The 24,725-nt window shown below is 64.2% G+C and carries 24 protein-coding genes; 19 read left to right on the top strand and 5 right to left on the bottom strand.

From position 1 onward, the window contains the following. Positions 1-1,355: inorganic phosphate transporter (locus tag FJW10_RS28470; RefSeq protein ID WP_140902543.1), on the top strand; the 1,355-nt coding region annotated here is incomplete at its 5' end. Positions 1,356-1,439: 84 nt separating this feature from the next. Beyond that, complete coding sequence (locus tag FJW10_RS28465; RefSeq protein ID WP_140902542.1) at positions 1,440-2,468, top strand: CorA family divalent cation transporter; 1,029 nt, start codon at positions 1,440-1,442, stop codon at positions 2,466-2,468. Between the two features lie 160 nt (positions 2,469-2,628). On the opposite strand, the gene FJW10_RS28460 is transcribed toward FJW10_RS28465, so the two are convergent. Further along, positions 2,629-3,789 carry a patatin-like phospholipase family protein gene (locus FJW10_RS28460; RefSeq protein WP_140902541.1) on the bottom strand — a complete coding sequence of 387 codons (1,161 nt, stop codon included), beginning with the start codon at positions 3,787-3,789 and terminating at the stop codon, positions 2,629-2,631. After that, on the bottom strand, positions 3,782-4,570 hold the full coding sequence (locus FJW10_RS28455) for an acetoacetate decarboxylase (protein WP_140835099.1): 789 nt from the start codon (positions 4,568-4,570) through the stop codon (positions 3,782-3,784). Before FJW10_RS28455 ends, FJW10_RS28460 begins: the two co-directional genes overlap by 8 nt. Positions 4,571-4,818: 248 nt before the next feature. Here FJW10_RS28455 and FJW10_RS28450 point away from each other — a divergent pair, with 248 nt between their 5' ends. From FJW10_RS28450 to FJW10_RS28420, 7 genes are all read left to right on the top strand, one after another. Next, positions 4,819-5,607 carry a 3-hydroxybutyrate dehydrogenase gene (locus tag FJW10_RS28450; RefSeq protein ID WP_140902540.1) on the top strand — a complete coding sequence of 263 codons (789 nt, stop codon included), beginning with the start codon at positions 4,819-4,821 and terminating at the stop codon, positions 5,605-5,607. Positions 5,608-5,888: 281 nt separating this feature from the next. Further along, positions 5,889-6,707 (top strand): sulfurtransferase/chromate resistance protein, encoded by an 819-nt coding sequence (locus FJW10_RS28445; RefSeq protein ID WP_140902539.1) that lies wholly within the window; start codon positions 5,889-5,891, stop codon positions 6,705-6,707. Next, on the top strand, positions 6,704-8,092 hold the full coding sequence (gene chrA, locus FJW10_RS28440; protein WP_140902538.1) for a chromate transporter: 1,389 nt from the start codon (positions 6,704-6,706) through the stop codon (positions 8,090-8,092). Before FJW10_RS28445 ends, chrA begins: the two co-directional genes overlap by 4 nt. A 246-nt stretch (positions 8,093-8,338) precedes the next feature. Beyond that, positions 8,339-8,548: a hypothetical protein gene (locus tag FJW10_RS28435; protein ID WP_140835103.1), complete on the top strand. Its 210-nt coding sequence runs from the start codon at positions 8,339-8,341 to the stop codon at positions 8,546-8,548. A 16-nt stretch (positions 8,549-8,564) separates the two neighbouring features. Then, positions 8,565-9,134 carry a sigma-70 family RNA polymerase sigma factor gene (locus FJW10_RS28430; protein WP_140835104.1) on the top strand — a complete coding sequence of 190 codons (570 nt, stop codon included), beginning with the start codon at positions 8,565-8,567 and terminating at the stop codon, positions 9,132-9,134. Further along, positions 9,121-10,038: an anti-sigma factor gene (locus tag FJW10_RS28425; RefSeq protein WP_140902537.1), complete on the top strand. Its 918-nt coding sequence runs from the start codon at positions 9,121-9,123 to the stop codon at positions 10,036-10,038. Before FJW10_RS28430 ends, FJW10_RS28425 begins: the two co-directional genes overlap by 14 nt. A 186-nt stretch (positions 10,039-10,224) precedes the next feature. Continuing rightward, positions 10,225-11,115: an adenylate/guanylate cyclase domain-containing protein gene (locus tag FJW10_RS28420; protein WP_181177694.1), complete on the top strand. Its 891-nt coding sequence runs from the start codon at positions 10,225-10,227 to the stop codon at positions 11,113-11,115. 152 nt (positions 11,116-11,267) lie between these two features. Here the strand turns inward: FJW10_RS28420 and FJW10_RS28415 are convergent, their stop codons facing one another. Together FJW10_RS28415 and FJW10_RS28410 are read right to left on the bottom strand one after the other, a co-directional pair. Then, positions 11,268-12,371, bottom strand: a complete 1,104-nt coding sequence (locus FJW10_RS28415) for an ROK family transcriptional regulator (protein WP_246674394.1) — start codon at positions 12,369-12,371, stop codon at positions 11,268-11,270. A gap of 47 nt (positions 12,372-12,418) precedes the next feature. Continuing rightward, on the bottom strand, positions 12,419-13,069 hold the full coding sequence (locus tag FJW10_RS28410; protein WP_140647428.1) for an SGNH/GDSL hydrolase family protein: 651 nt from the start codon (positions 13,067-13,069) through the stop codon (positions 12,419-12,421). A 394-nt stretch (positions 13,070-13,463) separates the two neighbouring features. Between FJW10_RS28410 and FJW10_RS28405 the strand changes: the two genes are divergently transcribed. From FJW10_RS28405 to FJW10_RS28385, 5 genes are all read left to right on the top strand, one after another. Continuing rightward, a complete protein-coding gene (locus FJW10_RS28405; RefSeq protein WP_140835107.1) occupies positions 13,464-14,537 on the top strand; it encodes an ABC transporter substrate-binding protein in 1,074 nt (357 codons plus the stop codon). An 81-nt stretch (positions 14,538-14,618) separates the two neighbouring features. Beyond that, positions 14,619-16,148 (top strand): sugar ABC transporter ATP-binding protein, encoded by a 1,530-nt coding sequence (locus FJW10_RS28400; RefSeq protein ID WP_140902535.1) that lies wholly within the window; start codon positions 14,619-14,621, stop codon positions 16,146-16,148. Beyond that, positions 16,145-17,107 carry an ABC transporter permease gene (locus tag FJW10_RS28395; RefSeq protein WP_140902534.1) on the top strand — a complete coding sequence of 321 codons (963 nt, stop codon included), beginning with the start codon at positions 16,145-16,147 and terminating at the stop codon, positions 17,105-17,107. The genes FJW10_RS28400 and FJW10_RS28395 overlap by 4 nt, the downstream gene beginning before the upstream one ends. 27 nt (positions 17,108-17,134) lie before the next feature. Further along, positions 17,135-18,061, top strand: coding sequence for an ABC transporter permease (locus FJW10_RS28390; RefSeq protein ID WP_181177695.1), 927 nt, complete (start codon positions 17,135-17,137; stop codon positions 18,059-18,061). A 54-nt stretch (positions 18,062-18,115) separates the two neighbouring features. Continuing rightward, positions 18,116-18,796 (top strand): SGNH/GDSL hydrolase family protein, encoded by a 681-nt coding sequence (locus tag FJW10_RS28385; RefSeq protein WP_140902532.1) that lies wholly within the window; start codon positions 18,116-18,118, stop codon positions 18,794-18,796. Between the two features lie 194 nt (positions 18,797-18,990). On the opposite strand, the gene FJW10_RS28380 is transcribed toward FJW10_RS28385, so the two are convergent. Beyond that, positions 18,991-20,421 (bottom strand): NAD-dependent succinate-semialdehyde dehydrogenase, encoded by a 1,431-nt coding sequence (locus FJW10_RS28380; RefSeq protein WP_140902531.1) that lies wholly within the window; start codon positions 20,419-20,421, stop codon positions 18,991-18,993. Between the two features lie 188 nt (positions 20,422-20,609). Between FJW10_RS28380 and FJW10_RS28375 the strand changes: the two genes are divergently transcribed. From FJW10_RS28375 to FJW10_RS28355, 5 genes are all read left to right on the top strand, one after another. Next, complete coding sequence (locus FJW10_RS28375) at positions 20,610-21,230, top strand: GntR family transcriptional regulator (protein WP_181177693.1); 621 nt, start codon at positions 20,610-20,612, stop codon at positions 21,228-21,230. Between the two features lie 5 nt (positions 21,231-21,235). After that, a complete protein-coding gene (locus FJW10_RS28370) occupies positions 21,236-22,228 on the top strand; it encodes a proline racemase family protein (RefSeq protein WP_140902530.1) in 993 nt (330 codons plus the stop codon). A 29-nt stretch (positions 22,229-22,257) separates the two neighbouring features. Next, positions 22,258-23,100, top strand: coding sequence for a transporter substrate-binding domain-containing protein (locus FJW10_RS28365; protein ID WP_140902529.1), 843 nt, complete (start codon positions 22,258-22,260; stop codon positions 23,098-23,100). Positions 23,101-23,189: 89 nt separating this feature from the next. Then, positions 23,190-23,846 carry an amino acid ABC transporter permease gene (locus FJW10_RS28360; RefSeq protein ID WP_140902528.1) on the top strand — a complete coding sequence of 219 codons (657 nt, stop codon included), beginning with the start codon at positions 23,190-23,192 and terminating at the stop codon, positions 23,844-23,846. Continuing rightward, on the top strand, positions 23,843-24,700 hold the full coding sequence (locus FJW10_RS28355; protein WP_140902527.1) for an amino acid ABC transporter ATP-binding protein: 858 nt from the start codon (positions 23,843-23,845) through the stop codon (positions 24,698-24,700). The genes FJW10_RS28360 and FJW10_RS28355 overlap by 4 nt, the downstream gene beginning before the upstream one ends. The last annotated feature ends 25 nt before the right edge of the window (positions 24,701-24,725 follow it).

The raw sequence follows: 24,725 nt of genomic DNA, 5'->3' as shown, positions 1-24,725 counted from the left end.
CCGTTATCTACACCCGGTCGCTGCCGGCCGAATTCGCCGTTATGTGGTCGGGGGTCTTCAATTTTCTCGGCGTCTTGACTTCGAGCGGCGCGGTGGCGTTCGGCATCCTGTCGCTGCTGCCGGTCGAGCTCATCCTGCAGGTCGGCTCGTCATCCGGCTTCGCCATGGTGTTCGCCCTTCTGGTCGCCGCCATCCTGTGGAACCTCGGCACCTGGTTCCTCGGCCTGCCGGCCTCGAGTTCGCACACGATGGTCGGCTCGATCATCGGCGTCGGCCTCGCCAACCAGTTCATGGCCCCGGCCGGAAGCGCCACCAGCGGCGTCGACTGGGGCCAGGCGACCAATGTCGGCATCACCTTGCTGGTCTCGCCGATCGTCGGTTTCTTCGCCGCCGCCATCCTGCTCTACGCCATGAAGCTCCTGGTGCGCAATCCGGCGCTCTACGAAGCGCCGAAGGGCAATGCGCCGCCGCCATGGTGGATCCGCGCGCTGCTGATCTTCACTTGCACCGGCGTCAGCTTCGCGCACGGTTCCAATGACGGTCAGAAGGGCATGGGCCTGATCATGCTGATCCTGATCGGCGTCGTGCCAACCGCCTATGCGCTCAACCGCACGCCCGACATCAACTATCTCGAAGCCTACAAGTCGGCCTCCGCCGGCGTCGAGACGGCGCTGGGCAAATATGCCAAGCCCGGCGTCACCGTTGCCGATGCCAATGCCGCAAAGGCGGCCGTGCAGGAAGCCGTGCGCAGCAAGACATGGAACGATCAGACGACCGTTGCGCTGCAGACCTATATCCACAACACGACTGCCGGGCTGCAGCCCTACGCTTCCGTCGACAACGTGCCGACCGACCTGGTCAGCAACGCGCGTAACGACATCTATCTGATCGGCGAAGCGCTGAAGCTGATCGACAAGAAGAAGCTGCTGCCGATGCAGGACGCCGACCTGAAGTCGGTGACCGACTACCATAAGGCGGTCGACAACGCGACGAAGTTCATCCCGCTGTGGGTGAAGATCGCCGTGGCGCTGGCGCTCGGCCTCGGCACCATGGTCGGCTGGAAGCGCATCGTCGTCACCGTCGGCGAGAAGATCGGCAAGAGCCACCTGACCTATGGCCAGGGCGCCGCCGCCGAGCTGGTCGCGATGGTGACGATCGGCATGGCCGACCGTTTCGGCCTGCCGGTGTCGACGACGCACGTGCTGTCGTCCGGCGTCGCCGGCACGATGGCGGCCAATGGCTCCGGTCTGCAGTGGTCGACCGTGCGCAACCTCCTGCTGGCCTGGGTGCTCACGCTGCCCTGCTCGATCGCGCTGGCCTTCGTGCTGTTCGTGATCCTGCGCCACGTTTTCTGAGCGGCGGTTCTTGCCTGACCAGCAACATCGACGGCGCCGGTTCCGGCGCCGTCTTGCTTTCGAGCATGTGATTGAGTGGCGACCATGAATGAGGCATCGCATCTGACGCTGCTTGCCTGGGACGACAGCCGCCACCACGCGCCCGGCCTGATCTGGGCCTATCGCGGCGCCGCCGGCCAAGCGCCGCAGCCGATCGCGCCGAAGGACATCGAAGCAGCGCTTGCCGCGCCGGGCGGCTGGGTTTGGCTGCATGTCGATCTCATCGACCAGCGGGCGCATTCCTGGATCAGCCATGCCTGCGCTCTGCCGCAATCGGCGCATGCAATCCTCGAAGGCCATGAGGACAGCATGGCGCTGGCGCATGAAAAGGGCGTCGTGCACGGTATCGCCGCCGACCTGCATGGCGAGACCGGACGCAGGTCGACCACCATCGGCAGGCTGCATTTCGCCGTGACGGACCGGTTGCTGGTGACTGGCCGGCGCCATTCGCTGGCAGCGGTGGAAGAGGTGAACAAGGCGCTTTCGCAACAGCTCCAACCGGCGACAGCCTTCGAGCTGTTCGGCGCTATCGTGCTAGCCTTCTGCGGAAGCGCGAGCGGGCGGCTGGCGCTGGCCACGAAGCAGCTTGACGAGGTAGAGGACCGTCTCGTCACCGAGCGCCTTGCCGACGAGCGGCGCCGGATCAAGGAGGTGCGTCGCCTGGGGGTGTCGCTGCACCGGCCGATCGCGGCACAGGTCGCGCTGTTCCTGGACGAAAACCGTGCCGGCTGGGAATTGTCGGCCGGCGCGCATGAGATATTGGGCAAGCTGGCGGCTCGCCTCAAAAGGCTCGACCGCGAAGTCGTCATGGTCAACGACCGGGCAAGGCTGCTGCAGGAAGAGGTCGCGGCGGAACTCGCGGACGAATCGAACCGCAGCCTGAAGGCGCTGGCGGTGATGAGCGCGCTGCTCCTGCCGGGAACGCTGATCGTCGGCATTTTCGGCATGAATACAGAAGGACTGCCGCTCACGCACACGCATGGCGGCTTCCTGCTGGCGATGCTGCTTGCGGGTGGGGCGACCGGGTTGTTCTACTGGCTGCTGCTGCGGGCGGGCGCCGATCTCAAATTCTAAAGCGCGTCGCGTCGAAACGGATACACGCGACGCGCTTTTAAGTCGTTGCCTGATGCATGTCGTTGTCGCAAAACCGAGGTCACTTTTGCGCGACATGCATTAGGCTTCTTGGCGTGCGTGAGGACCTCGAGCCGCGACGCGGCCCGGGCGGCCATGACCGTTAGGTCGGGTCTTCGCGGTGCAGGTCGTGGATGGTGACGCCATCGGCATTGTCGGGCAGCATCAGCCACTTCTTGTGACGCAGCGTGCGCTCGGTGTCTTCCAGGCCCATCTCCCAGTGCTCACGCATCGAGGTGCCGGAAAACTCATAGTCCTTGGCGTGGCCTTCGTAGCCTTTGTGCTGGTAGATCAGGTGGACGATGTTGACCACGCCGGCATCGGAATAGTCGGCAATCAGTTCCTTCTCGCCGTCCTTGAGCTGGTCCGGCGGCACGCGCTTCAGCGCGTCGAGAAGCTTCATCTTGAGCGCATGGATGCGCTGGAAGTTGTCGGTGTTCTGGCGCGTGCGGCTGGAATACATGATGTCCTTGTGGCGCGACAGAACGTCGGCCAGGCCGCGCGGCAGCACGCCGCGGGCGCTGAACAGATCGACCTGGAACACCAGCGAGGAACGATCCTCTTCCTGGTCGAGCAGATATTGCAGCGGCGTGTTGGAAACGATGCCGCCATCCCAGTAATATTCGCCCTCGATGCGGATCGAGGGGAAGGCCGGCGGCAGCGCGCCGCTCGCCATGATGTGTTCCGGCTCGATGCGCACTTTGTCGGTGTCGAAATAGACGAAGTTGCCGGTCCTGACATTGACCGCGCCGACGCTCAAGCGCTTCTTGCCGTCGTTCAGCACGTCGAAGTCGATCAGGCTCTCCAGCGTGTCCTTGAGCTCGGCGGTGTCGTAGAAGCTGGTGGCGCCTTCCGCTCCCGTCAACTGGAACCAGGGGCTGGGATTGCGCGGCTTGAAGAAACCGGGCTGGCCCATGGTCATCGTCATCCACGACGAGGTCTGGTTGCGGATGTCGCGGTAGATGTCGCCTTCGGGCGTATAGGCCCAGATCTTGCGGCCCGAGATCGTCTGCCAGAACTGCTCCAGCCGCTGCAGGCGGCGGCTCGGCTCGTTGCCAGCGATGATCGCGGCATTGATCGCGCCGATCGAGACGCCGGAGAGCCAAGTCGGCTCACAGCCGGCGTCGGCAAGCGCCTGATAGACACCCGCCTGATAGGCGCCGAGCGCGCCGCCGCCCTGGAAGACCAGGGCGATGCGGTCATATTGCGCCGTGATTTCAGCGATGGTGGCGGCGGCCGCCTTGCTGCGGGTGCGCTCAAGCACTGATTTTCTCCAGGTGGGCCGGGCCCGCAGCCGATCGGCCGTGGTCCGCGAGGTAATCATGCACGACTTCGCCGAGGCCGAGCGTCAGGTCGGCGGTGAAGTGAACGGCAGAGACGATGTCGAGCACCGGCAGCTTGGCGACGTCGGCCATGACATGCGGGCGAAGGTCGAGCGCGGCCGGCGCCGTCCAGGCTTCCTTCAGCGTGATGTCGGTGAGGTAATAACGGACCAATTCGCAGATGCGCGGGCTGCCGTCGACATGCGGGATGATCTTGATGAGGAAATTGGGCGCGGCGAGCGAGGCGAGCACCTGGTCGTGATCGGCCTCGCGGTGCTTGTAGCCCATGGTGCCGGTGGCGCACAGAACGCTGCCATAGTGCAGCGTGCCGACCACCACTTCGCCCTCATGGACGATCTTGGGGCTGGCGAGCTTCTTCGGGAAACCCCAGAGCTCGCGGCCGCCGGCGATCGGCGCATCGTCGTCGAGATACATGGAATGCACATAGCCGCCATGCTGGCCCTTGTAGCGCACCGGGATGACCTGGCCGGTCTCGGTGTAGTCGCCGAAGCCGGTGGAGTCAGGCATGCGGATGAATTCGTATTTGACCAGCGGCTCGTCGATCTCGAGCGGCGCCGGAACGACGGCTTCCAGCGCCTCGCGCGTCGTGCGGTAGGTGATGATGATGTATTCGCGGTCGAAGAAGCGATAAGGGCCTGGCGGGAAGGACGGGTTGGTGAGCGGCATCGCATAGGCCCGCTTCACGACGTCGGCGATTTCCATGGCTGGTGCCCCAAAACAGGTTTGAAATGACCCCGCGCGAATGCGCTGGCAAGTATGTTGCACGGCAGCATGACAGTGCCGTGTCAGCGCCAAGACGACACTTCCTCCAGCCGGCAAACCCTATCGCGGAGCTGTAATAGCGCCGACATATGGGTGTGGCATTGTGATGCTGCGGCGCACAATCATGTGCCATCCCGGCTGTCCGTCTTCATACTCTTCCCTCCTGTCCTCCTGTCGCGAGATCTCCCATGGGTTCCCTGTCTTCGAAGAATGCGCTCGTCACCGGTTCGACCAGCGGCATCGGCCTTGCAATCGCCCGCGCCTTCGCCGCCGAGGGCGCCAACGTCACCATCAACGGCCTGGGCGACGCCGCGGCGATCGAGCAGGAGCGGGCGGGCATCGAAAAGGATTTCGGCGTCAAGTGCCGCTATTCGGGCGCCAACATGATGGACGGCGCCGCCGTCACCGCCATGGTCCACGAGGCCGAGGCAGCGTTCGGCAGCCTCGACATCCTGGTCAACAATGCCGGCATCCAGCATGTCGCGCCGATCGAGGAATTTCCCGACGACAAATGGGAAGCCATCATCCGCATCAACCTCTTGGCGGCCTTCTACGCCATCAAGGCGGTGGTGCCGGGCATGAAAAGCCGCAAATGGGGCCGCATCATCAACACGGCGTCGGCGCATGCGCTGGTCGCCTCGCCGTTCAAGTCGGCCTATGTCTCGGCCAAGCACGGCATTGCCGGGCTGACCAAGACGGTGGCGCTGGAAGTCGCGCAGGACGGCATCACCGTCAATGCGATCGCGCCCGGCTATGTCTGGACGCCGCTGGTCGAAAAGCAGATCCCCGACACGATGAAGGCGCGCGGCATGACCGAAGAGCAGGTCAAGCACGATGTGCTGTTGGCGGCGCAGCCGACCAAGGAATTCGTCACAGTCGAAGAGCTTGCCGCGCTGGCGCTGTTCCTGTGCTCGGACGCGGCCAGGCAGATCACCGGCACGACCCTGCCGATGGATGGCGGCTGGACGGCGCAGTAAGGGCAACGACCGTTTAAGGGAGACAGGGCGGAGCTCCCGTCTTCCCTAAAACGTGTCGCGCTGAAGCGGATTCAGGCGACGCGCTTTAAGGCTTTGTTTTCATGCATGTCGTTATCGCAAAACCGCTGCACACTTTTGCGCGACATGCATTAGCAATTTGAATTCTTGACAATCGTAGGAGAGCGTTCCAGCATCCTGGCCAAGGGGTTCCTCGCGACGACCCCGTGAGGCGACAGCCCAACGATCGCGTCCAAACTCTCTGTGTTCTGGAGGTGGACGCCATGCCGTCAACAACCGCAATCACCGTTCCGCAGCTTTCCCGTCTCGTCGGCTTGCCCGATGCGCCTTGCCTGGTCGATGTGCGCACCGACGAGGACTATGAAGCCGATCCGCGCCTGTTGCCGGCCTCATGCCGGCGCGATTTCAGGACTGTGTCAAGCTGGGCGTCGGAGTTTTCGGAACGCAAGGTCGTGGTCATCTGCCAGAGAGGGCAGAAACTCTCGCAAGGCGTTGCCGCGTGGCTGCGCCACGAAGGCATTCCGGCGGAGTCGCTGGAAGGCGGCTTCGAGGCCTGGGCCGCCGCGAGCGCGCCGTTGGTCGCGCCCGGCGCGATCCCGCCCCGCGACGAGAGCGGCCGCACCGTATGGGTCACCCGTTCCCGGCCGAAGGTAGACCGCATTGCCTGCCCCTGGCTGATCCGCCGCTTCGTCGATCCCGATGCGGTGTTCCTGTTCGTCGACGCGGCTGAGGTGCCTCTGGTCGCGGATCGCTTCGCCGCGGTTCCCTTCGATATCGAAGGCGTGTTCTGGAGCCATCGCGGCGATCGCTGCACATTCGACACGATGGTCGAGGAATTCGGATTGCGCGTCGATGCGCTCGACCGCCTGGCGCTGATCGTGCGCGCCGCCGATACGGCGTGCCTCGACCTCGTGCCGCAGGCGGCCGGGTTCCTCGCCGCTTCGCTTGGCCTGTCGCGCATGTTCCGTGATGATCTCGAACAGCTCGAAGCCGGCATGCTTCTCTACGACGCCTTCTTCCGCTGGTGCCGCGACGCCACCGACGAGACGCATAACTGGCCGGTTGTAGGCAAGGCACAATGAGCGCGCTTGCCAAGGACGCCGCCGTGCGACGGGCCGAAATCCCGGCCGCGCCGAACTTCCGCGAAGCGACGCGGCTCTGGGCCAGGATCGGCCTGCTCTCCTTCGGCGGGCCGGCCGGCCAGATCGCGCTGATGCACAAGGAAGTGGTCGAGGAGCGCCGCTGGATCGGGGAGGAGCGGTTCCTGCACGCGCTCAACTATTGCATGCTCCTGCCAGGCCCGGAGGCGCAGCAGCTCGCCGTCTATATCGGCTGGCTGCTACACCGGACGGCAGGCGGCCTCGTGGCCGGCATCCTGTTCGTGCTGCCCGGCGCGTTGGTGATGCTCTGCCTGAGCGGCTTCTACATGCTCTACAACGACGCGCCGGTCGTCGAGGCCCTGTTCTTCGGCATCAAGGCGGCGGTGCTCGCCGTCGTCGTAGAGGCGGTGATCCGCATCGGCAAGCGGGCGCTGAAGAACCGTGCGATGGTGGCGATCGCCGTGGCGGCCTTCCTCGCCATCTATGTCGTCCGGGTGCCGTTCCCGCTGATCGTGCTCGCAGCCGGGCTGATCGGCTGGACCGGCAACCGCTTCGCGCCGGCGCTGTTCTCCGCCTCGGCGCATGGCAAGACTGCAGCCGGCACCGAGAGCAGGGGCGCGGTCGACCTGATGTTCGAGCGGGGCGAACTCGGCCACACCATGCCGAAGCGAGGGCATGCCATCCGCACCATCGCCATCTGGCTGCCGGTCTGGCTGGGGCCGGCGGCGCTGATCGCCGTATTGGCGGGGCCGGGGAGCGTCTGGGCGCAGATCGGCGGCTTTTTCAGCCTGATGGCCGTCGTCACCTTCGGCGGCGCCTATGCCGTTCTTGCCTATGTCGCGCAGGCAGCGGTGACCTCGTTCGGCTGGCTTTCGCCCGGCCAAATGGTCGATGGGCTCGGGCTTGCCGAAACGACGCCGGGGCCATTGATCCTGGTGCTGCAATTCGTCGGCTTCGCCGCCGCCTATCGTCATGCCGGCTTTGCCAACCCGCTGCTGGCTGGATCGCTCGGATCGTTGCTGACGCTCTGGGTCACCTTCGTTCCTTGCTTCTTCTGGATATTTTTGGGCGCGCCCTACATCGAGCAGCTAAGGCAGAACAAGGCGCTGGCGGCGGCACTCGGCGCGATCACCGCGGCGGTGGTCGGCGTCATCATGAACCTGGCGCTATGGTTCGCGCTGCATGTCGTCTTTGGCAAGGTCGCAAGCGTCGGCTGGGGCGTGGAGGTGCCGGTCCTGTCCTCGCTCGACTGGCGCGCAGCGTTGCTGTCGGCGGCGGCGATGGTCGCCATGTTCAGGCTGAAACTCGGCATGCTGCCGACGCTGGCGGGATCCGCGCTGGCGGGGCTTGCGCTGCTGGCGCTGTAGGCGGGCGCCTTCCGATCACGTTAGCGTGAACGAAAAAGCCGACCGGCCGGGAATAAACCGCATGGTCCGCCGGTCTCCAGGGCATGCGCCATTTGTGCGCAACAGCGGAGACCATCATGAAGCGGCACGAAGACAAATACGCACGGGCTGAAGAGGGCGAAGGCGTCAGCCGTCGTCGTCCCCTGGAGCGTTGGAGCTGGGCGCATCTGTTCTGGGCGATACCGCCCCGCCGCAGGCCCTGATCCCGTGCCGATCGCAACCATCGAGATCCACGACCATGACGGCGAGCATCCCGTTGCAGCCAGCGATGCGCCGTCCTCTTCCGAGGCGCCCCTTGCTTCCGAGACACTTGACTCCGGTGACACCAATGCCTTCTCCTCCCTCGAAGCAGGCGCCATCGCCTGCGGTCGCGATCTTCACCCGCACGAGCAGGGACAGATCGTCGCCTCCCGCTGAGGGCGGCGGCAGACTCATGGCGGGAGCGCCCGACGGCGGAACGGTGTTGAGCGAAAAGATGCTGGCCGCGCGTTTTGCCGAAGTGGTGCTGCCGCATCTTAGCGATGCGCTGTCGCTTGCCCGCTGGCTGACCGGCAATCAAGCCGACGCCGAGGATGTGGTGCAGGAGGCCTGCCTCAAGGCGCATGCCGGCATTGCCGGGTTCGCTGGGGGAAATTCCCGCGCGTGGCTGCTTACCATCGTGCGCAACGCTTCCTACACATGGATGGCGCGCAACCGCCCGCGCAGCGTGGTCGCCGTCGGCGACCTCGCCGATCTCGACGACGTCTCGCCGCCGCCGGACAATGATGCCGACAGCCCCGAAGCGGTGCTGATCGCCAAGGCGAATTCGGCGGCGGTGGAAGCGGCGATCGCCAGGCTGCCGCAAGCCTTCCGCGAAACGGTGGTGCTGCGCGACATCAACGGTCTCAGCTACCGCGAAATCGCCACCATGCTCGGCGTGCCGCAAGGCACGGTGATGTCGCGGCTGGCGCGAGCCCGCGGCCTCTTGATGACGGAACTTGGAGGGCGCCATGAGCCCGCATGAAAATCGCCCGCGTGAGGATGGATTGCCGCAAGACCCGCAGGATATGAAGCTGATGATCCACGCCCTTGTCGATGGCGAGCTCGATGCCGCGGCTGCCCTGGCAGTCGAGCGGCGCATGGCCGCCGATCCGGAACTGGCCGCCGAACATGCGCGCCTGGTGGCGCTGCGCGGTGTGCTTGCCAATGTGCCGCGGCCCGCCGTCAGCGACGACTTTTTGGCGCGTATCGCGGCGATCGCCGAGGTGAAGGGTCCCGAGGTCGCGGAGGCCACACAGCTTGAAGATGTGAGGGTGGAGGCACAGCCCTCCGTGCCGGGCCAGGTCATCGCGATGCGGCCACGCGCGTCGCGCTGGTTCAACTCCTTCGACTGGCGCCAGATGGCGGCTTCGATCGTGCTCACGGCGTTTCTCGCCAGCGGCGCGACGCAGTGGCTGGCGACGGCGGACAATGGGGCCGAGAGCTTTGCGGTTGCCGTCGCCAACGGCCATCGCCGCAGCCTGCTCGCGGCGACGCCGGTCGACATCGTCTCGTCCGACCGGCATACGGTGAAGCCATGGCTCGACGGGCGCATCGGAGTGTCGCCGGCGGCGCCCGACATGGCCAAGGACGGCTACGCGCTGCTTGGCGGCCGCGTCGAGGTGATTGGTGACAGGCCGATGCCGGCACTGGTCTACCGCCATCACGAGCACCTGATCACGCTGGTGGCCGCACCCCGGCAGAACGATGCCAAATCGGTGCCGGTGGCGGACGATATCTCGGCGGGCGGCTTCCTTCTGGTCCATTGGACCGACGACGCCTTTTCCTACTGGGCGATCTCGGACGCCGAGCGCCCGGCGCTCGACGATTTCGCCGCCCGCTTCCGGGCTGCCATCATCGCCAATCCGGCGGCCGGCAGCCCGGGTTAGGGAAACGAAACTTCTCTATCGCCGCTATTTTGAGGCCGATAACCCGTTTGGCGGGAAGTCAGGTGCCTGTCCGTCCGAGATAATCGCGCCAAAGCACTTGCCCCGTTGCCCGGGGGCGCAGGTAGATAAGTCAAGATCACCTTCGGTATGTTATACACGCCGCGTTCTCGGGGCGGATACGAGTCGATGGATCAGGAAAGACTTCTAGCCGCGGTCCTCTTGGCCGATGTCGTAGGCAGCACGACACTTTATGAGCGCATCGGCGACGATGCCGCCCTGCGGCAGGTCTCGGATTGCCTCGACGCGATACGCGAGATCGTCGCCCAGCACGGCGGTGACTTCATTTACTCGAAGGGCGATGACGTGCTCAGCCTGTTCGAGAGACCGGAGGCGGCGCTGAGGGCCGTCTGCCAGATTGGCGGCCAACTGACGAAAGAGCCTTTGATCGCCCGGATCGGACTGCATTTCGGGGCGGTCATTCGTGCGCGGGGCGCGGTGTTCGGCGACGTTGTCAATGTGACCGCAAGATTGTCCACCACGGCCAACCCCGGGGAGGTCCTGATCAGCCAGAGCTTCTTCGAAGCCCTTTCCGCGGGCAGCCGCAGTACCTTGCGGCTCCTCGACAAAATGGCATTCAAGGGAAAGCAAGAACTCTTCAATGTCTATACGCTGAGGAGCGACGATGGGGCCGTCAGCACGCACGTCGCCAATCGAGGCACCTTTGTCGATAGGCGCTCCGCTCCGCCGCCGCAGATCAATCTGGTCATCCGCTATGAAGATCAGGTGCGATCCTGCCGAAACAACGAATTGGTGACGATCGGCCGATCTCCGGAATGCAATATCGTCATCCCGCGGCCCTGGGTCTCAAGGCACCACGCGACCTTCACCATTTCGAATGGCAAGGTCCGGCTTGTCGAGCGCAGCTCGTCGGGCACATTTGTGTCGATGGGGCCCGGCAATGAAGTATTCGTACGCCGCGAAGATATTCTCCTCTTCGGCTCCGGCGTCATCTCGCCTGGGCGCAGGTCGGCCCTCGGCGACGCCCAGATCCTTCGCTACGAAATTATCTCAGGCTGACCGGCTGGGTTCGTTAGAGCGTGGCTGACTTCAAGCGGCCGCGCCGCTGTCCGGCCGCTGCTGGTGGCTTGGTCCAGTGTTTGTTGTGCGCCCGATATCCCGGCAGGTGTAGCCGCCGTCGATGGGCAGCGAGACGCCGGTGATCATGAACGTCACTCCACCATGAACCGCGAGCTGAAGGGCAGGCCCGCCGCTCCCACCGCCTTGGGCGAACGCTCGATGTTGCCGGCTATGGCGCTTATACCAGGCATACCCTGTTCCAGCTCCCGGCAGATCGCCTTGCAGACCGCCTGCGGCGCATAAGAGGACAGGACGATCGAAGCCACGGGAACGAACGGCTTCAGCGCCGCTATCGACGACTTCATCTGCTCCAGCAGCTCGCGTTGCCACGCGATCTCGGCATCGCCGAACGAAGGCCAGTCCGCGCGCCGCTCCCACAGCTCGGAGGGCGAATTGCCATTTTTCCGGATCTCCTGCTCCAGGCGCAGGATGCCGACGTCGAAACTCACCGCGGCAGTGGTGTTGTAGATCTGGTGATTGAGGACCAGGCGGCTGTGCAGGCGCGCGCCGAGATAGAAGAAAAGGTAGTCGGAAAGATGCTTTGCCACGCCGAACATGCTTTCGCCACCGGCAGCGGCGGTGATGTCGTTCTGGACGTAGACTGGATAACCGATCTCCTTCTCTAGCTCATCCTGCAGGGCGTCGAACCGCTCGCGGGTTGCTTTGGGCGTCAGCTCAAGCTCCGCCTCATCTCCGGGCAATGCGAGGCCGATGCCGGCAATACGGGTATGGAGGTGCTGGGGCAGGCTGGCGACGGCCTTGGCGACGGTGCGCATGAATTGAGGATGGTTGCTGTCCTGACTGGCCGCCGAGAGCGGCAGGACCGTTCGGAACCGGATGGAGCCGACGAAGTCCACGAGCACGACTTCCACTTGCCGGTGGCCGACGCTGATCCCCACCGAGTAGGCCCCCTCGGGGTTGAGCGAGATCGGCACCGTCGGCGGTCCGACACGGCCGCGCTGGGCCTCACCCTTGGCGATCAGCCCTTCCTGCTCGAGCGATCGGACGATGACCGACACAGTCTGCGCCGACAGGCCGGTCCGCTCACCGATCTCGAGACGGGTGATATCCTTGCTCTGAAGCAGCAACGACAGCACAAGGCGTTCGTTGTAGCTGCGCACGCTGACGGCGTTGAGGCCGCTGGCGCGGTCCGCGATGCGGAGCGGGTTCGGCGGCGCAAAGCGCATGTCAGGCATGGTGCGTCCTCTCGCGATCGGTCGTGCGGGACACCCGTATGCCGCGTTCATCTCTCATCCGGCCACCCGATTGCTTCGACTTCGCGGGCCAGCGCACGGCCAAGCGACACATGGGCCTGTCCGTTGATGTGGAACCCGTCAAGCGGATCGCAGGTGACGACCGAGCCCGCGTCGAAGAAATGCACTTCTAGCGAATCGGCGATGATCTCGAATTCGAGCGCCAGCTGCCGCGACTTCTCAGGCGCACCGGCGAAGATCGACCGCCACTCCTTGATGTCGTCCAGCATTGGCGGCGGAGACACGATCATGATTTCGGGCACGCTGCCGCCCGGGCCGGGCTTGAGTTCCTTGATGTCGTAGACAAGGCAGCCCATGGCCATGGCGACTTCAGAGGCCGGCTGGTTGAAGCGCGCCTTGAGGTCGTTGGTCCCCAGCATGATGATGACGAGATCGAGAACGGCATGGCTCTGCAGGCAAGGCCTGAGGTAGGTACGTCCGTTCTTGTGGGCACCCTCGATGGGATCGTCGCGCACTGTCGTACGGCCGCTGAGGCCTTCCTCGATGACATGCCAGCCGACGCCCAGCTCCCTGGCCATGACACCGGGCCAGCGCTCGGCCGGGCCGTAGCGGTCAAGCGGAGTGCCGCCGGGTACCTGCCCATGCGTGTTGGAGTCGCCGTAGCACAAGACCGATCGCATGCTCCTCCCCGATCCAGCCAAGGTTCTGATTTGCAGAAATTATCGGACGAGAGTCGGTCGTCCGCGTCGAGCGACCCTGCCATCTGGCGGAAAGGTAGCGCAAGCTGCAAAGATAATCCATCACTCTGAATAATTATTGACAGCTCGCCGGATCGATGGTTGAACTGAGCCTGGGAGGAATGCCCCGAACCTTTTGCGCCGACCGGCTGCCATGATCCATGGCGGCAACGCTGGACCTTTGTCTCCAGCGGCCATGCGCTTGGGTTGAGCAATGAACTGAAGCAGTGCCGGGATCGCCCCGGCAGGTGCGGCGTTTGGCCATGGCCGGACGTCGATGGGGAAGTCGTGGCCCTGGTCAGCAGGGTCCATGGAGCTTGAGAAGGAGGATGGCTCAGTGAGACGGATTATCCAATCAATCGCAGCGGCAGTGATCGCGACCACCATGTGGTGCGCTCCCGCGTTCGCCGACGAGGTATCGCTGCTCGACGGGGTTACCGCCCGTGCCGGCGACAATCCAACGGTCGAGGCCGGGAAATTCAAGAAGGATCCGCCCTGGGTCATCGGCATGAGCCATTTCGGCGTAAACGCGAACACCTGGACGGTGCAGGTCGCGCATGAGGCGGAGGCTGCCGCCGCCAAGGACAAGCGCATCAGCAAATTCATCCTGCTCGATGCCGGCTTTGACCAGAAGAAGCAGGTCGCCGACATCGAGGACCTGATCGCCCAGAAGGTCGATGCCATCATCGTCCAGCCGGTCACGTCGACCTCGGCGGACGCCAGCATCGCCAAGGCCGTGGCGGCGGGCATTCCCGTCATCGTGCATACCGGCCGTATCGAGAGCGACGCCTTCACCACCGAAATCCAGGGCGGCGCCGAACATTTCGGTAAGGTGATGGGCGACTTCCTGGTCAAGGAACTCGGCGGCAAGGGCAATATCTGGGTGCTGCGCGGGCTCGCCGGCCATCCGGAAGACACCAACCGGTACAACGGCCTGCTGCAGGCGCTGAAGGGGACCGACGTCAAGATCATCGCCGAGGAGCATGGCGACTGGCAGTACGACAAGGCCAAGAAGCTCTGCGAGACGCTCTACCTGAACAACCCTGAGGTCGACGGCATCTGGTCTTCCGGCGCCGATATGACGCGCGCCTGCGTCGACGTCTTCAAGCAGTTCGGTGCCAAGATCCCGCCGATCACCGGCGAGGGCAACAACGGCTTCTTCGGCCAGTGGATCGCCGACGGCTTCAAGTCGATCTCGGCGGAATATAGCCCGGCCCAAGGCGCGGCCGGCATCCGCGCCGCCGTGGCCCTGCTCGAAGGCAAGGAGCTGAAGAAGCACTACGACTACAATCCGCCCGGCTGGGATATCGAGAAGATCAAGAAATATTATCGCGACGATCTCTCGGCCAATGTGTGGTGGCCGTCGGAGCTGCCCGAAGACAAGCTCAAGGAGTTCTACGCCAAGAAATAAAGGTGGCGCCATGGTGGCGCGAGGCTGCGGCGACGTGGGCCCGCGCCACCGAATACTCCTGAACGCAGTGGTGCTTGTTTCGTGAAAACCCTTGTCGAAATGTCGGATATCCGGAAGGCCTTCGCCGGCACGGCGGCGCTGAAGGGCGTCTCCATCGCTCTCCAATCGGGCTCCGTCCATGCGCTGATGGGCGAGAACGGCGCCGGCAAATCGACGTTGATGAAGATCCTCGCCGGCGTCCACCAGCCGGATGGCGGCGCCATCCTGCGCGATGGGCGCCAGATCGCCTTCCACAGGCCGAAGGATGCGCTGGAAGCCGGCATCTCGACAGTGTTCCAGGAACTGTCGCTGCTGCCCAATCTGACGATCGCCGAAAACATGTTTCTCGGCCGAGAACCGACCACTGCTTTCGGCGGGATCGACCATCGCCGCATGCGGCGCGAGGCTGGCGCCGCGCTTGCCGAACTCGGCCTCACGCTCGATCCGGGCACGCTGGTCTCGAGGCTCAGCATCGCCGAACGGCAGTTCGTGGAGATCGCGCACGGCATCATGACCGATGCCAGCGTGTTCATCCTCGACGAGCCGACGGCGGCGCTCAATGCCGCCGATGTCGAAGTGTTGAACCGCCACATCCGCAGGCTGAAGGATGAGGGCAAGGCGGTGGTCTACATTTCGCACCGGATGGACGAAATCTTCGCCATCTGCGACACCGTCACGGTTCTGAAGGACGGCGAACTCGTCGGCACCAGGGCAATCGCCGAGATGACGCCGACGTCGCTGATCGCGATGATGGTCGGCCGCGAGCTGGCCGATCTCTTTCCCCAGCGTGGCGATGCCTCCGGCCCCGCCATGCTTTCAGTCGAGGGTTTCCGCATCACCGAGCGCTCCAGGCCGTTCTCGCTGGCGCTCAACCGCGGCGAGATCGTTGCGCTGGCCGGCCTGGAGGGGCAGGGCCAGCAGCGCTTCCTGCGCTCGCTGGTCGGTCAATACCGTCCTTTCGCCGGCCGTGTGACGATCAAGGGCAAGTCGCTGCCCTTGCCGGTGTCGCCTGGCGGCGGCGTGCGCCGGCTGCAGGCAATGGGCGTCGGCTTCGTACCCGAGGATCGCAAGGAAGACGGGCTCTTCCTCGGCCTTTCCGTGGCGCACAACATTGCCGCCGCACTCCATTCGAAACGGTCGGAACTGGCCCTGGCCGCCGGCTATCAGCGGCAGGTCGCCGACATGATGTCGAGCCTTGCCGTGAAGGCCAGCGGTCCGAGCGCCCCCGTCGGCACGCTGTCGGGCGGCAACCAGCAGAAGGTGCTGCTCGGCCGCTACCTCGCCGCCAACATCGACATCCTGCTCGTCGAAGAACCGACGCGCGGCGTCGACATCGGCGCAAAGTCCGAGATCTACCGGCTGCTGCGCGACTTTGCCGGCAAAGGCGGGGCGGTGTTGGTGCTGTCGCGCGAGACGGTCGAGCTGATCGGGCTCTGTGACCGCATCTGCGTCGTCCACAACGACACGATCGTCAAGGAAATGCCGGCGGCAGACGCCACGGAGCACAACATCCTCGACGCCGCGCTCAGCGCCAGCGGGCAGGCCAATGGGGCGAGAGGTGAGCGCCGATGACAGCCATCAACAGACGCCTGACGGGCGCGAGAGGATCGCGGCAAGGCATGTGGATGCTGCCCTTGCTGATCGCGCTGGCCATCACGCTTTGGCTCAGCCTCAAGACGACGCAGTTCCTCAACGGGGAGAATCTGCTCAATCTGGTGCCGCAGGCGATGCCGCTCGTCATCACGGCGGTCGGCCAGATGTTCGTCGTCCTGCTCGGCGGGCTCGACCTTTCGGTCGGATCGATGATCAGCTTCACGACGGCAGTGCTCGCCCTCGGCGGACCCAGCTGGGTGCTGATCCCGGCGGTATTCGTATTGGCCGCGCTGGTCGGTTTCAGCAACGGCTTCATCATCACCCGCTTCAATGTGCATCCGATCATCGCGACGCTGTCGATGCAATACATTCTGCTCGGGATCACGCGGGTGCTGAGACCGGTTTCGGGCGGTACGGTGCCGGACGTCGTCATCAGCGCCGTGGCCGGCTCCTTCTTCGGGATACCCATGCCGCTGGTCTGGGGGGTATTCACCCTCCTAGTCGCCTGGAAGCTGCTTTACGGTTCCCGCTTCGGGCTGCATCTTTTCGCGATCGGTGGTGGCGTCTCGTCCAGCGTGGAGGATGCGGCGCATAATTTCGGCATCGCCGACCGGCGCAACATCGTGCTTGCCTATGTGATCTGCGCCTGCTTCGCGGCGCTTGCCGGCATTTTCCTCGCCGGGCGTATCGTTTCGGGCGACCCGAACGTCGGACTGCTGTTCGAGCTCGACGCGATCACGGCCGTCGCCATCGGCGGCACCCAGCTTTCCGGCGGCATCGGCAGCCTGCACGGGACCGTCATCGGCGCCCTTGTCATGGCGCTGCTTGCCAACGGCATGAACCTGACAAATGTGTCGCCCTTCATCCAGACCACCATCAAGGGGGCGATCCTGCTTCTTGTGGTCGCTCTGCAGTCGCGCAAAAAGATGGGGTTGTAAGTGGCAGCCGCGCTCACCCATCCTTTGATGCGCCGCTTCCTGCGCGTCCCTCCTGCCTACTACGTCTTTGGCGTGCTGCTCCTGGTTCTGTGGATCGCGCGGCCGAATATGCTCAATCTCAACATCATGGGCATATTCGTGCGCCAGATCGTGCCGCTCGGCATTTTGGTGCTGGGCCAGCTTCTGGTGATGCGGGTGCGAAGCATCGACCTGTCGGGCGGCGGTGTCATCCTGCTCATCAACTACACCATCTCGTCCGGCGTCTTTCCCGACGCTTCCATGGCTTTCTTCATTGTCCTGGCGCTGGGCATCGGGCTGGCCGTCGGGTTCTTCAACGGCCTGATGGTCGGGGTGAGGCGGGTCTCGGCCGTCATCGTCACGCTCGCGGTCGGCATCGTCCTGGTCGGGATCGTGCAATATCTGTCCAGCGGCAAGCCGCCCGGCGATGTGCCTGGCATGTTCGCCGACATCTACAACACCAAGCTCGGCCCGGCGCCGACGCCGGTGATCTTCTGGGTGGTGGTTTCGGTGGCGCTGTCGCTGTTCCTGTCGCGCACGGTCTTCGGCCGTTATGTGACGTCGGTTGGCGAGAACGTGCAGGCGGCGCATTTCTCCGGCGTCCCGGTCGCGCGCACGGTCGTGCTTGCGCATACGCTGGCGGGCTTGTTCGCTGGCATTGCGGCGCTGGTCCAGACGGCCTCGATCGCCGTCGGCAGCGTCAGGGTCGGCCTCGACCTGCCGATCCTTGCGGTCGCAGCGACCATCCTTGGGGGCGTCGTCTTCGGGCGAGGGGAAGGCGGTGTCTGGGGGCCTTTCTTCGGCGTGCTGTCCTTTGCGCTGCTGTTCGTCGTGATGACGACCTTCGGCGTGGACGAGCCAGGCAAGCTGATCGCGCAGGGTCTCATCATCCTGCTCGCGGCGATCCTCTACGGCATCAGGAGCAGGTCGAACTGAGCGGCGAGTTCGGGACGGCCAATAGTCAATCGCATAGGGAAATGGATTGGAGACATGACCAAAAGATCGATCCTCTGTTTTGGAGACTCGCTGACCTGGGGCTGGATTCCGGTCGTCGAAGGATCGCCGACGCATCGCTACGCCTATCAGGACCGCTGGACGGGCGTGATGGCCTCGCATCTGGGCGACGGATATCATGTGATCGAGGAAGGGTTGAGCGCCCGCACGACCAGCCTCGACGATCCCAACGACCCGCGCCTCAACGGCAGCGCCTATCTGCCCTCGGCCATCGCCAGCCACCTGCCGCTCGACCTCGTCATCGTGATGCTAGGCACCAATGACACCAAGTCGTTCTTCCGCCGCACGCCTTATGAGATCGCCAACGGCATGGCCAAGCTCGTCGGCCAGATTCTCACCAGCGCCGGCGGTGTCGGCACACCCTATCCAGCCCCGCAGGCGCTGGTGGTCGCGCCGCCGCCGCTGACCCCGATGCCGCATCCCTTTTTCCAGGGCATGTTCGCCGGCGGCCATGAGAAGACGGCGGCGCTGGCGGCCGAATATCGCGCCATGGCCGATTTCACGAAGGTCGATTTCCTCAATGCCGGGGATTTCATCGCCACCGACGGCTGCGACGGCATCCACTTCACCGCTGAGAACAACCGCGGCCTCGGCAAGGCGATAGCGGACAAGGTTCAGGAGATCTTCGCGCGCCAGGCCGATCGCAGGGTTGCCTGAAGGTTCAGGTGTGACGGCGCATCGGCCCCTCCAGACCGATGCGTCGATTGCGGGACCGGCGCGGCACCGCCGGCCCGCAATTTGTGTAGGCCAGTCACGGGTCTCGTCCCGGCCATGGAAAAAATGTTCGGGATGGCGGCCTCGAAAGGCGGATCGTTCCTTCCAACGATCATCCGTCTGACGATGCGACTGCTTCAGATCTCAGTGACGAATTTGGTTCGCAGATAAGCGTCCAATCCCTCTATTCCGGACTCCGATCCGTAACCGGATTCGTTCACGCCGCCGAAAGGGGTCTCCGGTGTGGACACCATCATATGGTTGACGCCGACCAAGCCGGCTTCGAGCGCGAGCTCGCTCTTCTGCGCGAGCGCCATGTCGCGTGTGAACACGAATGAGGCCAATCCATAAGGCAAGGCGTTTGCTCGCTCGATCACTTCGTCGAAGGTCGAGAAGGTGGTTGCGGGAGCGATCGGCCCAAACGGCTCTTCCGACATGATCCGGGCGGTATCCGGAACATCCCGCAGCAGGGTCGGTCCGTAAAAATATCCCTTGTTGCCGTGACGTTGCCCGCCGGTGACGACCTTCGCGCCGAGGGACTGTGCGTCCGAGACGAAGGCGTCCATCGCTTCGAGGCGGCGTGGCGCGATCATCGGCCCCATTTGAACGCCGTCTTCCAGGCCGTCGCCGATCTTCAGGCGATCGGCGCGCTCGGCGAATCCCGACAGGAAGGGTTCGTAGACGGATTCATGAATGTAGAAACGCGTCGGCGACGTGCAGACCTGCCCGGCATTGCGGAACTTGAACGTCACCAACGTATCGAGCGCCTTCTCGATGTCGGCGTCCTTGTGGACGATCACCGGCGCGTGGCCGCCGAGTTCCATCGTACAGCGCTTGAGCGTGTCCGCCGCCTGCTTCTGCAGAAGCTTTCCGACGGCCGTCGAGCCGGTCAACGACACCTTCTTGATGATCGGCGATGCCAGCAGATAGCTGGACACTTCCGACGGAACACCGAATACGATGTTCAGCACGCCCGCCGGCAGCCCGGCTTCCTGGAAGCAGCGGGCCATTGCGACGGCGGTTCCAGGCGTCTCTTCGGCCGGCTTCAGGATGATCGAGCACCCGGCGCCCAGCGCGCCGGCGATCTTGCGGATCGTGTTGCTGGCGGGGAAGTTCCAGGCGGCGAAGGCGGCAACCGGCCCGACCGGTTCCTTCAGCACCATCTGCCGGACACCCGGCAGCCTGGCCGGCACGATCCGGCCATAGGCGCGCTTGCCTTCCTCGGCGTACCATCGCGTGGCGTCCGCGGCGAATTGGACTTCGCCGGTGGCTTCGGCCAGCGACTTGCCGTTCTCCATGGTGAGGATCCGGGCAATCTCGGCCTTGCGCCGTTCGATCAGATCGGCGGCCCCGGACATGATCGCCCAACGCTGCTGCGCCGTCATCGCCTTCCATAGCTTGAAGCCCTGCGCGACCGCCGCCAGCGCCTCGTCCAGGTCGGCAACGCTGGCGTGCGGAACCTCGGCCAGGACTTCCTCATTGGCCGGATTGATCAATGGTTCCGATCTTCCCTCGGAACCTTTGCGCCACACGCCTGCAATCAGCAGCTCAACCTTCTCCGAATACATCGTCCGTTCTTCCTCTTGGATTCTGATCGCCCTGAACCAGGCGACGCTGAATGCGCGCGTCCTGGACGGCGCCCGCAGCCATTCCTGCAAAGAGCACTTGACTTGTATGCTGTATACAATATGCTGTCGACATGATTTTGCAACGATTTCCAAAACTGGCCGCCGCCATCCCCGAAAGCCTTGCCGAAATGCTGGAGGAGGAAATCATTCTGGGGCGCCTCAAATCCGAGGAGCGGCTGACCGAAGAGGTTGTCGCTGAGCGCTACGGCGTCAGCCGATCGCCCGTACGTGAGGCGCTCCGGTTGCTGGAGCGCGACGGGCTGGTCATTCGGGAAGCGCGGCGCGGGATCTGGGTCGCGCCTATGTCGCAGCGCGATTTCGACGAAGTCTATACGTGTCGGATCGCGCTGGAGGGACTTGTCGCTCGCCAGGCCGCCGAATCTCCGGATGCGGCACGGAAGAAGGAGTTCCGCGGCCTTTTGGTCGAGCTGCAGGAAGCGCAGGCGCGCAACGATGCCCGGCAGTTCTTCACCGTCGATGTTCGCGGCTCGGCCCTGGTCTACGATCTGGCCGCGAACCGCACATTGACCCGCCTGCTGCAAGGGCTCGAGAAGCAGGCGCTGCGCTACCGCTTCCACGCCTACGAGCAGGACCCGAAGATCGTCAAGCTGTCGCTGGATGACACCGCGCGGATCTACGACGCGATCACGGCCGGCGACGGCGATTCAGCCCAGGCGATGACGGAGAAGCTCATCCGCGAGATTTGGCACAGCATGCGCGAAAAGGTGCGCGACTATTTCGGTCAGTGATTGTTATGTTGGCGTTCAATTCTTCCTTTGCTGTCGTCGACAGCCATACCGCCGGGCATCCGACGCGTGTGATCTTCAGCGGAATCCCCCGGCTCGACGGTGGAACGGCGCGGGAACGCCGCGACGATTTCCGCAGCCGCTTCGATCATCTGCGCGCCGCCCTTCTGCATGAGCCGCGTGGCCACGCCGCAATGGTCGGGCTGGTTCCCGTGCCTTCCGAGGTGGCGGACTACGGCGCCTTCTTCATCTCGTCCTACGTCTATCTCGATATGTGCGGTCACGGTACGATCGGCTTTGCCAAGACGCTCGCCTTCACGGGGCAGATCAGCCGATCGACGGGAGACAGCTTCACGCTCGAAACCCCGGCGGGCGTCGTCACCGTCGGACTGGTCTGGGGCGAGAGCGGCGCGCTGGAATCGGTGCGCCTGAAGAATGTGCCGAGCTATGTGGGTCTGGAAGGACTGGAGGTCGACGTAGCCGGTATCGGCAGGGTCCGGACGGATATCGTCTATGGCGGCATGTGGTATGCCCTCGTCGACGCCACGCAACTGGGGTTGGAACTCGCCTCGGACCATGCGTCGCAGCTGATGCTCAAAGGCTCCGCCATCAAGACCGCGATCAAGGAAGCGGTCGCCGGGATGCCGCTTTTCGCCGGCGCGACGGCGCCGAGCGTGCTCTTCTACGCAGCCGATGCGCCCGACAGCGCGACGCATTTTCTGGTGCTCGAGGTCAACAAATACGACCGGTCGCCCTGCGGCACCGGTACCTCGGCGCGGATGGCTCATCTCCTGCACAAGGGTGTGCTGCGACCCGACCAGGTCTATCGCGCCCGCAACATATTCGGCATCCCGTTCGAAGCTCGCCTTGCCGAGAAGGTGGCAATTGGGGAGCGAGAGGCCGCAATCGTCGAGATCGAAGGCGGCGCCTTCATCACCTCGGCGCAGACAATCTTCTTCGAAGCGGACGATCCGCTCTCGAAGGGATTCCTCAGTCGTTAACAACCCAACCACAAGAAAAGGGGAACGCTATGATATCGTTCAACTTCAGCAAGCTGTTCGCGGCGGCCACCGTCGCTCTGTCCCTTCTGGCGGCGCCCGTGGCGGCCGTCGCGGACGACAACCCGTCGGCCGTGCTCGACCAGATCCGCGCCTCCGGCGTTCTCAAGGCGCCCGTCATGGTCGGCGAGGAGCCTGGCTACATCAAGGATCCGGCAACGGGGCAATGGAGCGGCTTCTATGTGGAGTTCCTCACCGAAATCGCCACCGAGCTCGGCGTCAAGCTCGAGCCGGTCGAGACGACCTGGGGTAATCTCGCCGCCGATTTCCAGTCGAACAAGATCGATATCGCCATCGGCGTCAATCCGAACCCTAAGCGCGGCCTCGTGGTCGATTATCTGTGGGAGCCGCTGTTCACCGACGCCTGGGCCGTGCTCACGCCGGCCGGCAAGCCGGTGAAGACCTGGGCCGAGCTCAACGATCCGTCCAAGACGGTGGTCGTCCAGAAGGGATCGACGATGCAGATCGTCGCCGAGGCGCTGCTGCCCAAGGCGAAGATCACGCCCGTGGAAGATCGCGGCCTGGCGCTGATGGAATTGCAGTCGGGCCGCACCGACGGCGTCCTGCTGTCGATCTTCGATGCGCTGCAGGTCTCGGAAAAGAAGATCGGCGAGGTCTCCTTGCCTGAGCCCATCCTGCGCAATCCCGCAACGCTGGCGGTCGCCCGCAAGCCTGGCAATGCCGGCTACATCAACTTCCTGACCAACTGGATCGAGCAGCAGCGCTCGCTCGGCCAGGCGCAGGGCAAGCTGGCGCGCGCCTGGGAGGCACGCGGCATCGACCTGTCCATTCTGCCGAAGGGTTTCAGCTTCTAATCGCTGCCCCGCACCTGGCTTGACCGCTTTCCGAAGCGGTCAAGCTTTTCTCGGCGCGTTCAGTTCCGCCGACGAGACGAGCACGGATCATGTTTGATTTCACCGTACTGACCAACAACTGGCCGTTGCTGTGGGACGGCCTGCTGATGACGCTGTACTTCACCGTCATCACCATCCTGGCGGGCCTAGCCATCGGGCTGATCGTCGGCCTCATCCAGCTCAGCACCTTCCGGCCGCTCGTGCTGCTCGGCCAGCTCTATGTCGAATTCTTCCGCAACATCCCGCTGCTGGTGACCTTGCTCTGGGTCTATTACGCCTTCCCGATCTTCGCCGGGGTCAACGTGACGAAGTTCTGGGCCGGTTTCATCGGCCTCAGCTGCTATGTCGGCTCCTTCTATGCGGAAATCCTGCGCGCCGGTGTCCAGTCGATCGACCAGGGGCAGACAGACGCGGCGACCGCCATCGGCATGTCTTACAGCCAGCGCATGCGCCGCATAATCCTTCCGCAGGCCTTTCGCAGGATGATCCCGCCGCTCGCCGGCCAGTCGATCATCCAGATGAAGAACACAACCCTGCTTTCGATGATCACGGTGCCCGACCTGCTCTATCAGGCCAGCTACATCTCCTCCTTCACCTATCGGCCGATGGAGGTCTACACGGCCGTCGGCGCGATCTTCCTCATCATCCTGGTGCCGCTGACCTACCTGGCGCGCAAACTGGAAAAGAGCGGGATGATGTCAAAATGACCAGCAATCCAACATCAGCGCGGCCCGGCGGCGCAAACGCCAGGCAGGTCCTGCAACTGAAAAGCATCTGCCTGGATTTCGCCGCCAAGCGAGTCCTGCACGGTGTCGACCTGAAAGTGGCCGAAGGCGAGGTGGTCGTCCTGATCGGCGCGAGCGGATCGGGCAAGACCTCGCTTCTGCGCTGCATCAATCTGCTCAACAGCCCCACCAGCGGCCGCATCGTCATCGACGGGGAGACGATCTTCGACCGCCCGGCTGGCGGCAACGGCCGCGAGATCGCCAAGCAGGAGGTCAATCGAATCCGCGCCAAGACCGGCATGGTCTTCCAGCAATTCAACCTGTTCCCGCACATGACGGCGCTTCAGAACGTCATGGAAGGTCCGGTCACGGTCAAGAAGGAGCCCGCCGGCGCGGCGCGCGACAAGGCCATGCAGCTGCTCAAGACCATGGGACTGGAGGAGCACGCCGACAAACTTCCGCGTCAGCTCTCCGGCGGCCAGCAGCAGCGCGTGGCGATCGCCCGGGCCATGGCCATGCAGCCGAAGGTCATGCTTTTCGACGAGCCGACGTCAGCGCTCGATCCGGAGCTGGTCGGCGAGGTCATGAAAGCCATGGTCGAGTTGGCCAAAAGCGGCATGACGATGGTGATCGTGACGCACGAGCTGGGTTTCGCCTTCGAGATCGCCGACCGGATCGTCTTTCTCGACCAGGGCCTGATCGCGGAGGAAGGTCCGCCGCACAAGATATTGCTCCATCCGACGCATGAGCGGCTGAAGAGCTTCGTCGGCCGCTTCCATGAATCGGCGGACATGCTGCGCCCGTTTCTGGAAGCCATGCACGCCGACCGGGCCTGAGCGGCTTGGTGGCATTGCCGTGCGG

This window comes from Mesorhizobium sp. B4-1-1 (genome assembly GCF_006439375.1).
Taxonomy (GTDB): domain Bacteria; phylum Pseudomonadota; class Alphaproteobacteria; order Rhizobiales; family Rhizobiaceae; genus Mesorhizobium.
The sequence above is the reverse complement of the archived record's forward strand: the minus strand, read 5'-3'. Positions and strand labels throughout refer to the sequence as shown.

What these genes read in the sequence shown, in the direction of transcription:
- FJW10_RS28465 (WP_140902542.1), top strand. Translation starts at nt 1,440, where the DNA reads ATGAATGAGGCATCGCATCTGACGCTGCTTGCCTGGGACGACAGCCGC.
- FJW10_RS28455 (WP_140835099.1), bottom strand. Translation starts at nt 4,570, where the DNA reads ATGGAAATCGCCGACGTCGTGAAGCGGGCCTATGCGATGCCGCTCACC.
- FJW10_RS28450 (WP_140902540.1), top strand. Translation starts at nt 4,819, where the DNA reads ATGGGTTCCCTGTCTTCGAAGAATGCGCTCGTCACCGGTTCGACCAGC.
- FJW10_RS28445 (WP_140902539.1), top strand. Translation starts at nt 5,889, where the DNA reads ATGCCGTCAACAACCGCAATCACCGTTCCGCAGCTTTCCCGTCTCGTC.
- chrA (WP_140902538.1), top strand. Translation starts at nt 6,704, where the DNA reads ATGAGCGCGCTTGCCAAGGACGCCGCCGTGCGACGGGCCGAAATCCCG.
- FJW10_RS28430 (WP_140835104.1), top strand. Translation starts at nt 8,565, where the DNA reads ATGGCGGGAGCGCCCGACGGCGGAACGGTGTTGAGCGAAAAGATGCTG.
- FJW10_RS28425 (WP_140902537.1), top strand. Translation starts at nt 9,121, where the DNA reads ATGAGCCCGCATGAAAATCGCCCGCGTGAGGATGGATTGCCGCAAGAC.
- FJW10_RS28420 (WP_181177694.1), top strand. Translation starts at nt 10,225, where the DNA reads ATGGATCAGGAAAGACTTCTAGCCGCGGTCCTCTTGGCCGATGTCGTA.
- FJW10_RS28415 (WP_246674394.1), bottom strand. Translation starts at nt 12,371, where the DNA reads ATGCCTGACATGCGCTTTGCGCCGCCGAACCCGCTCCGCATCGCGGAC.
- FJW10_RS28410 (WP_140647428.1), bottom strand. Translation starts at nt 13,069, where the DNA reads ATGCGATCGGTCTTGTGCTACGGCGACTCCAACACGCATGGGCAGGTA.
- FJW10_RS28395 (WP_140902534.1), top strand. Translation starts at nt 16,145, where the DNA reads ATGACAGCCATCAACAGACGCCTGACGGGCGCGAGAGGATCGCGGCAA.
- FJW10_RS28390 (WP_181177695.1), top strand. Translation starts at nt 17,135, where the DNA reads ATGCGCCGCTTCCTGCGCGTCCCTCCTGCCTACTACGTCTTTGGCGTG.
- FJW10_RS28385 (WP_140902532.1), top strand. Translation starts at nt 18,116, where the DNA reads ATGACCAAAAGATCGATCCTCTGTTTTGGAGACTCGCTGACCTGGGGC.
- FJW10_RS28380 (WP_140902531.1), bottom strand. Translation starts at nt 20,421, where the DNA reads ATGTATTCGGAGAAGGTTGAGCTGCTGATTGCAGGCGTGTGGCGCAAA.
- FJW10_RS28375 (WP_181177693.1), top strand. Translation starts at nt 20,610, where the DNA reads ATGCTGGAGGAGGAAATCATTCTGGGGCGCCTCAAATCCGAGGAGCGG.
- FJW10_RS28370 (WP_140902530.1), top strand. Translation starts at nt 21,236, where the DNA reads ATGTTGGCGTTCAATTCTTCCTTTGCTGTCGTCGACAGCCATACCGCC.
- FJW10_RS28365 (WP_140902529.1), top strand. Translation starts at nt 22,258, where the DNA reads ATGATATCGTTCAACTTCAGCAAGCTGTTCGCGGCGGCCACCGTCGCT.
- FJW10_RS28360 (WP_140902528.1), top strand. Translation starts at nt 23,190, where the DNA reads ATGTTTGATTTCACCGTACTGACCAACAACTGGCCGTTGCTGTGGGAC.
- FJW10_RS28355 (WP_140902527.1), top strand. Translation starts at nt 23,843, where the DNA reads ATGACCAGCAATCCAACATCAGCGCGGCCCGGCGGCGCAAACGCCAGG.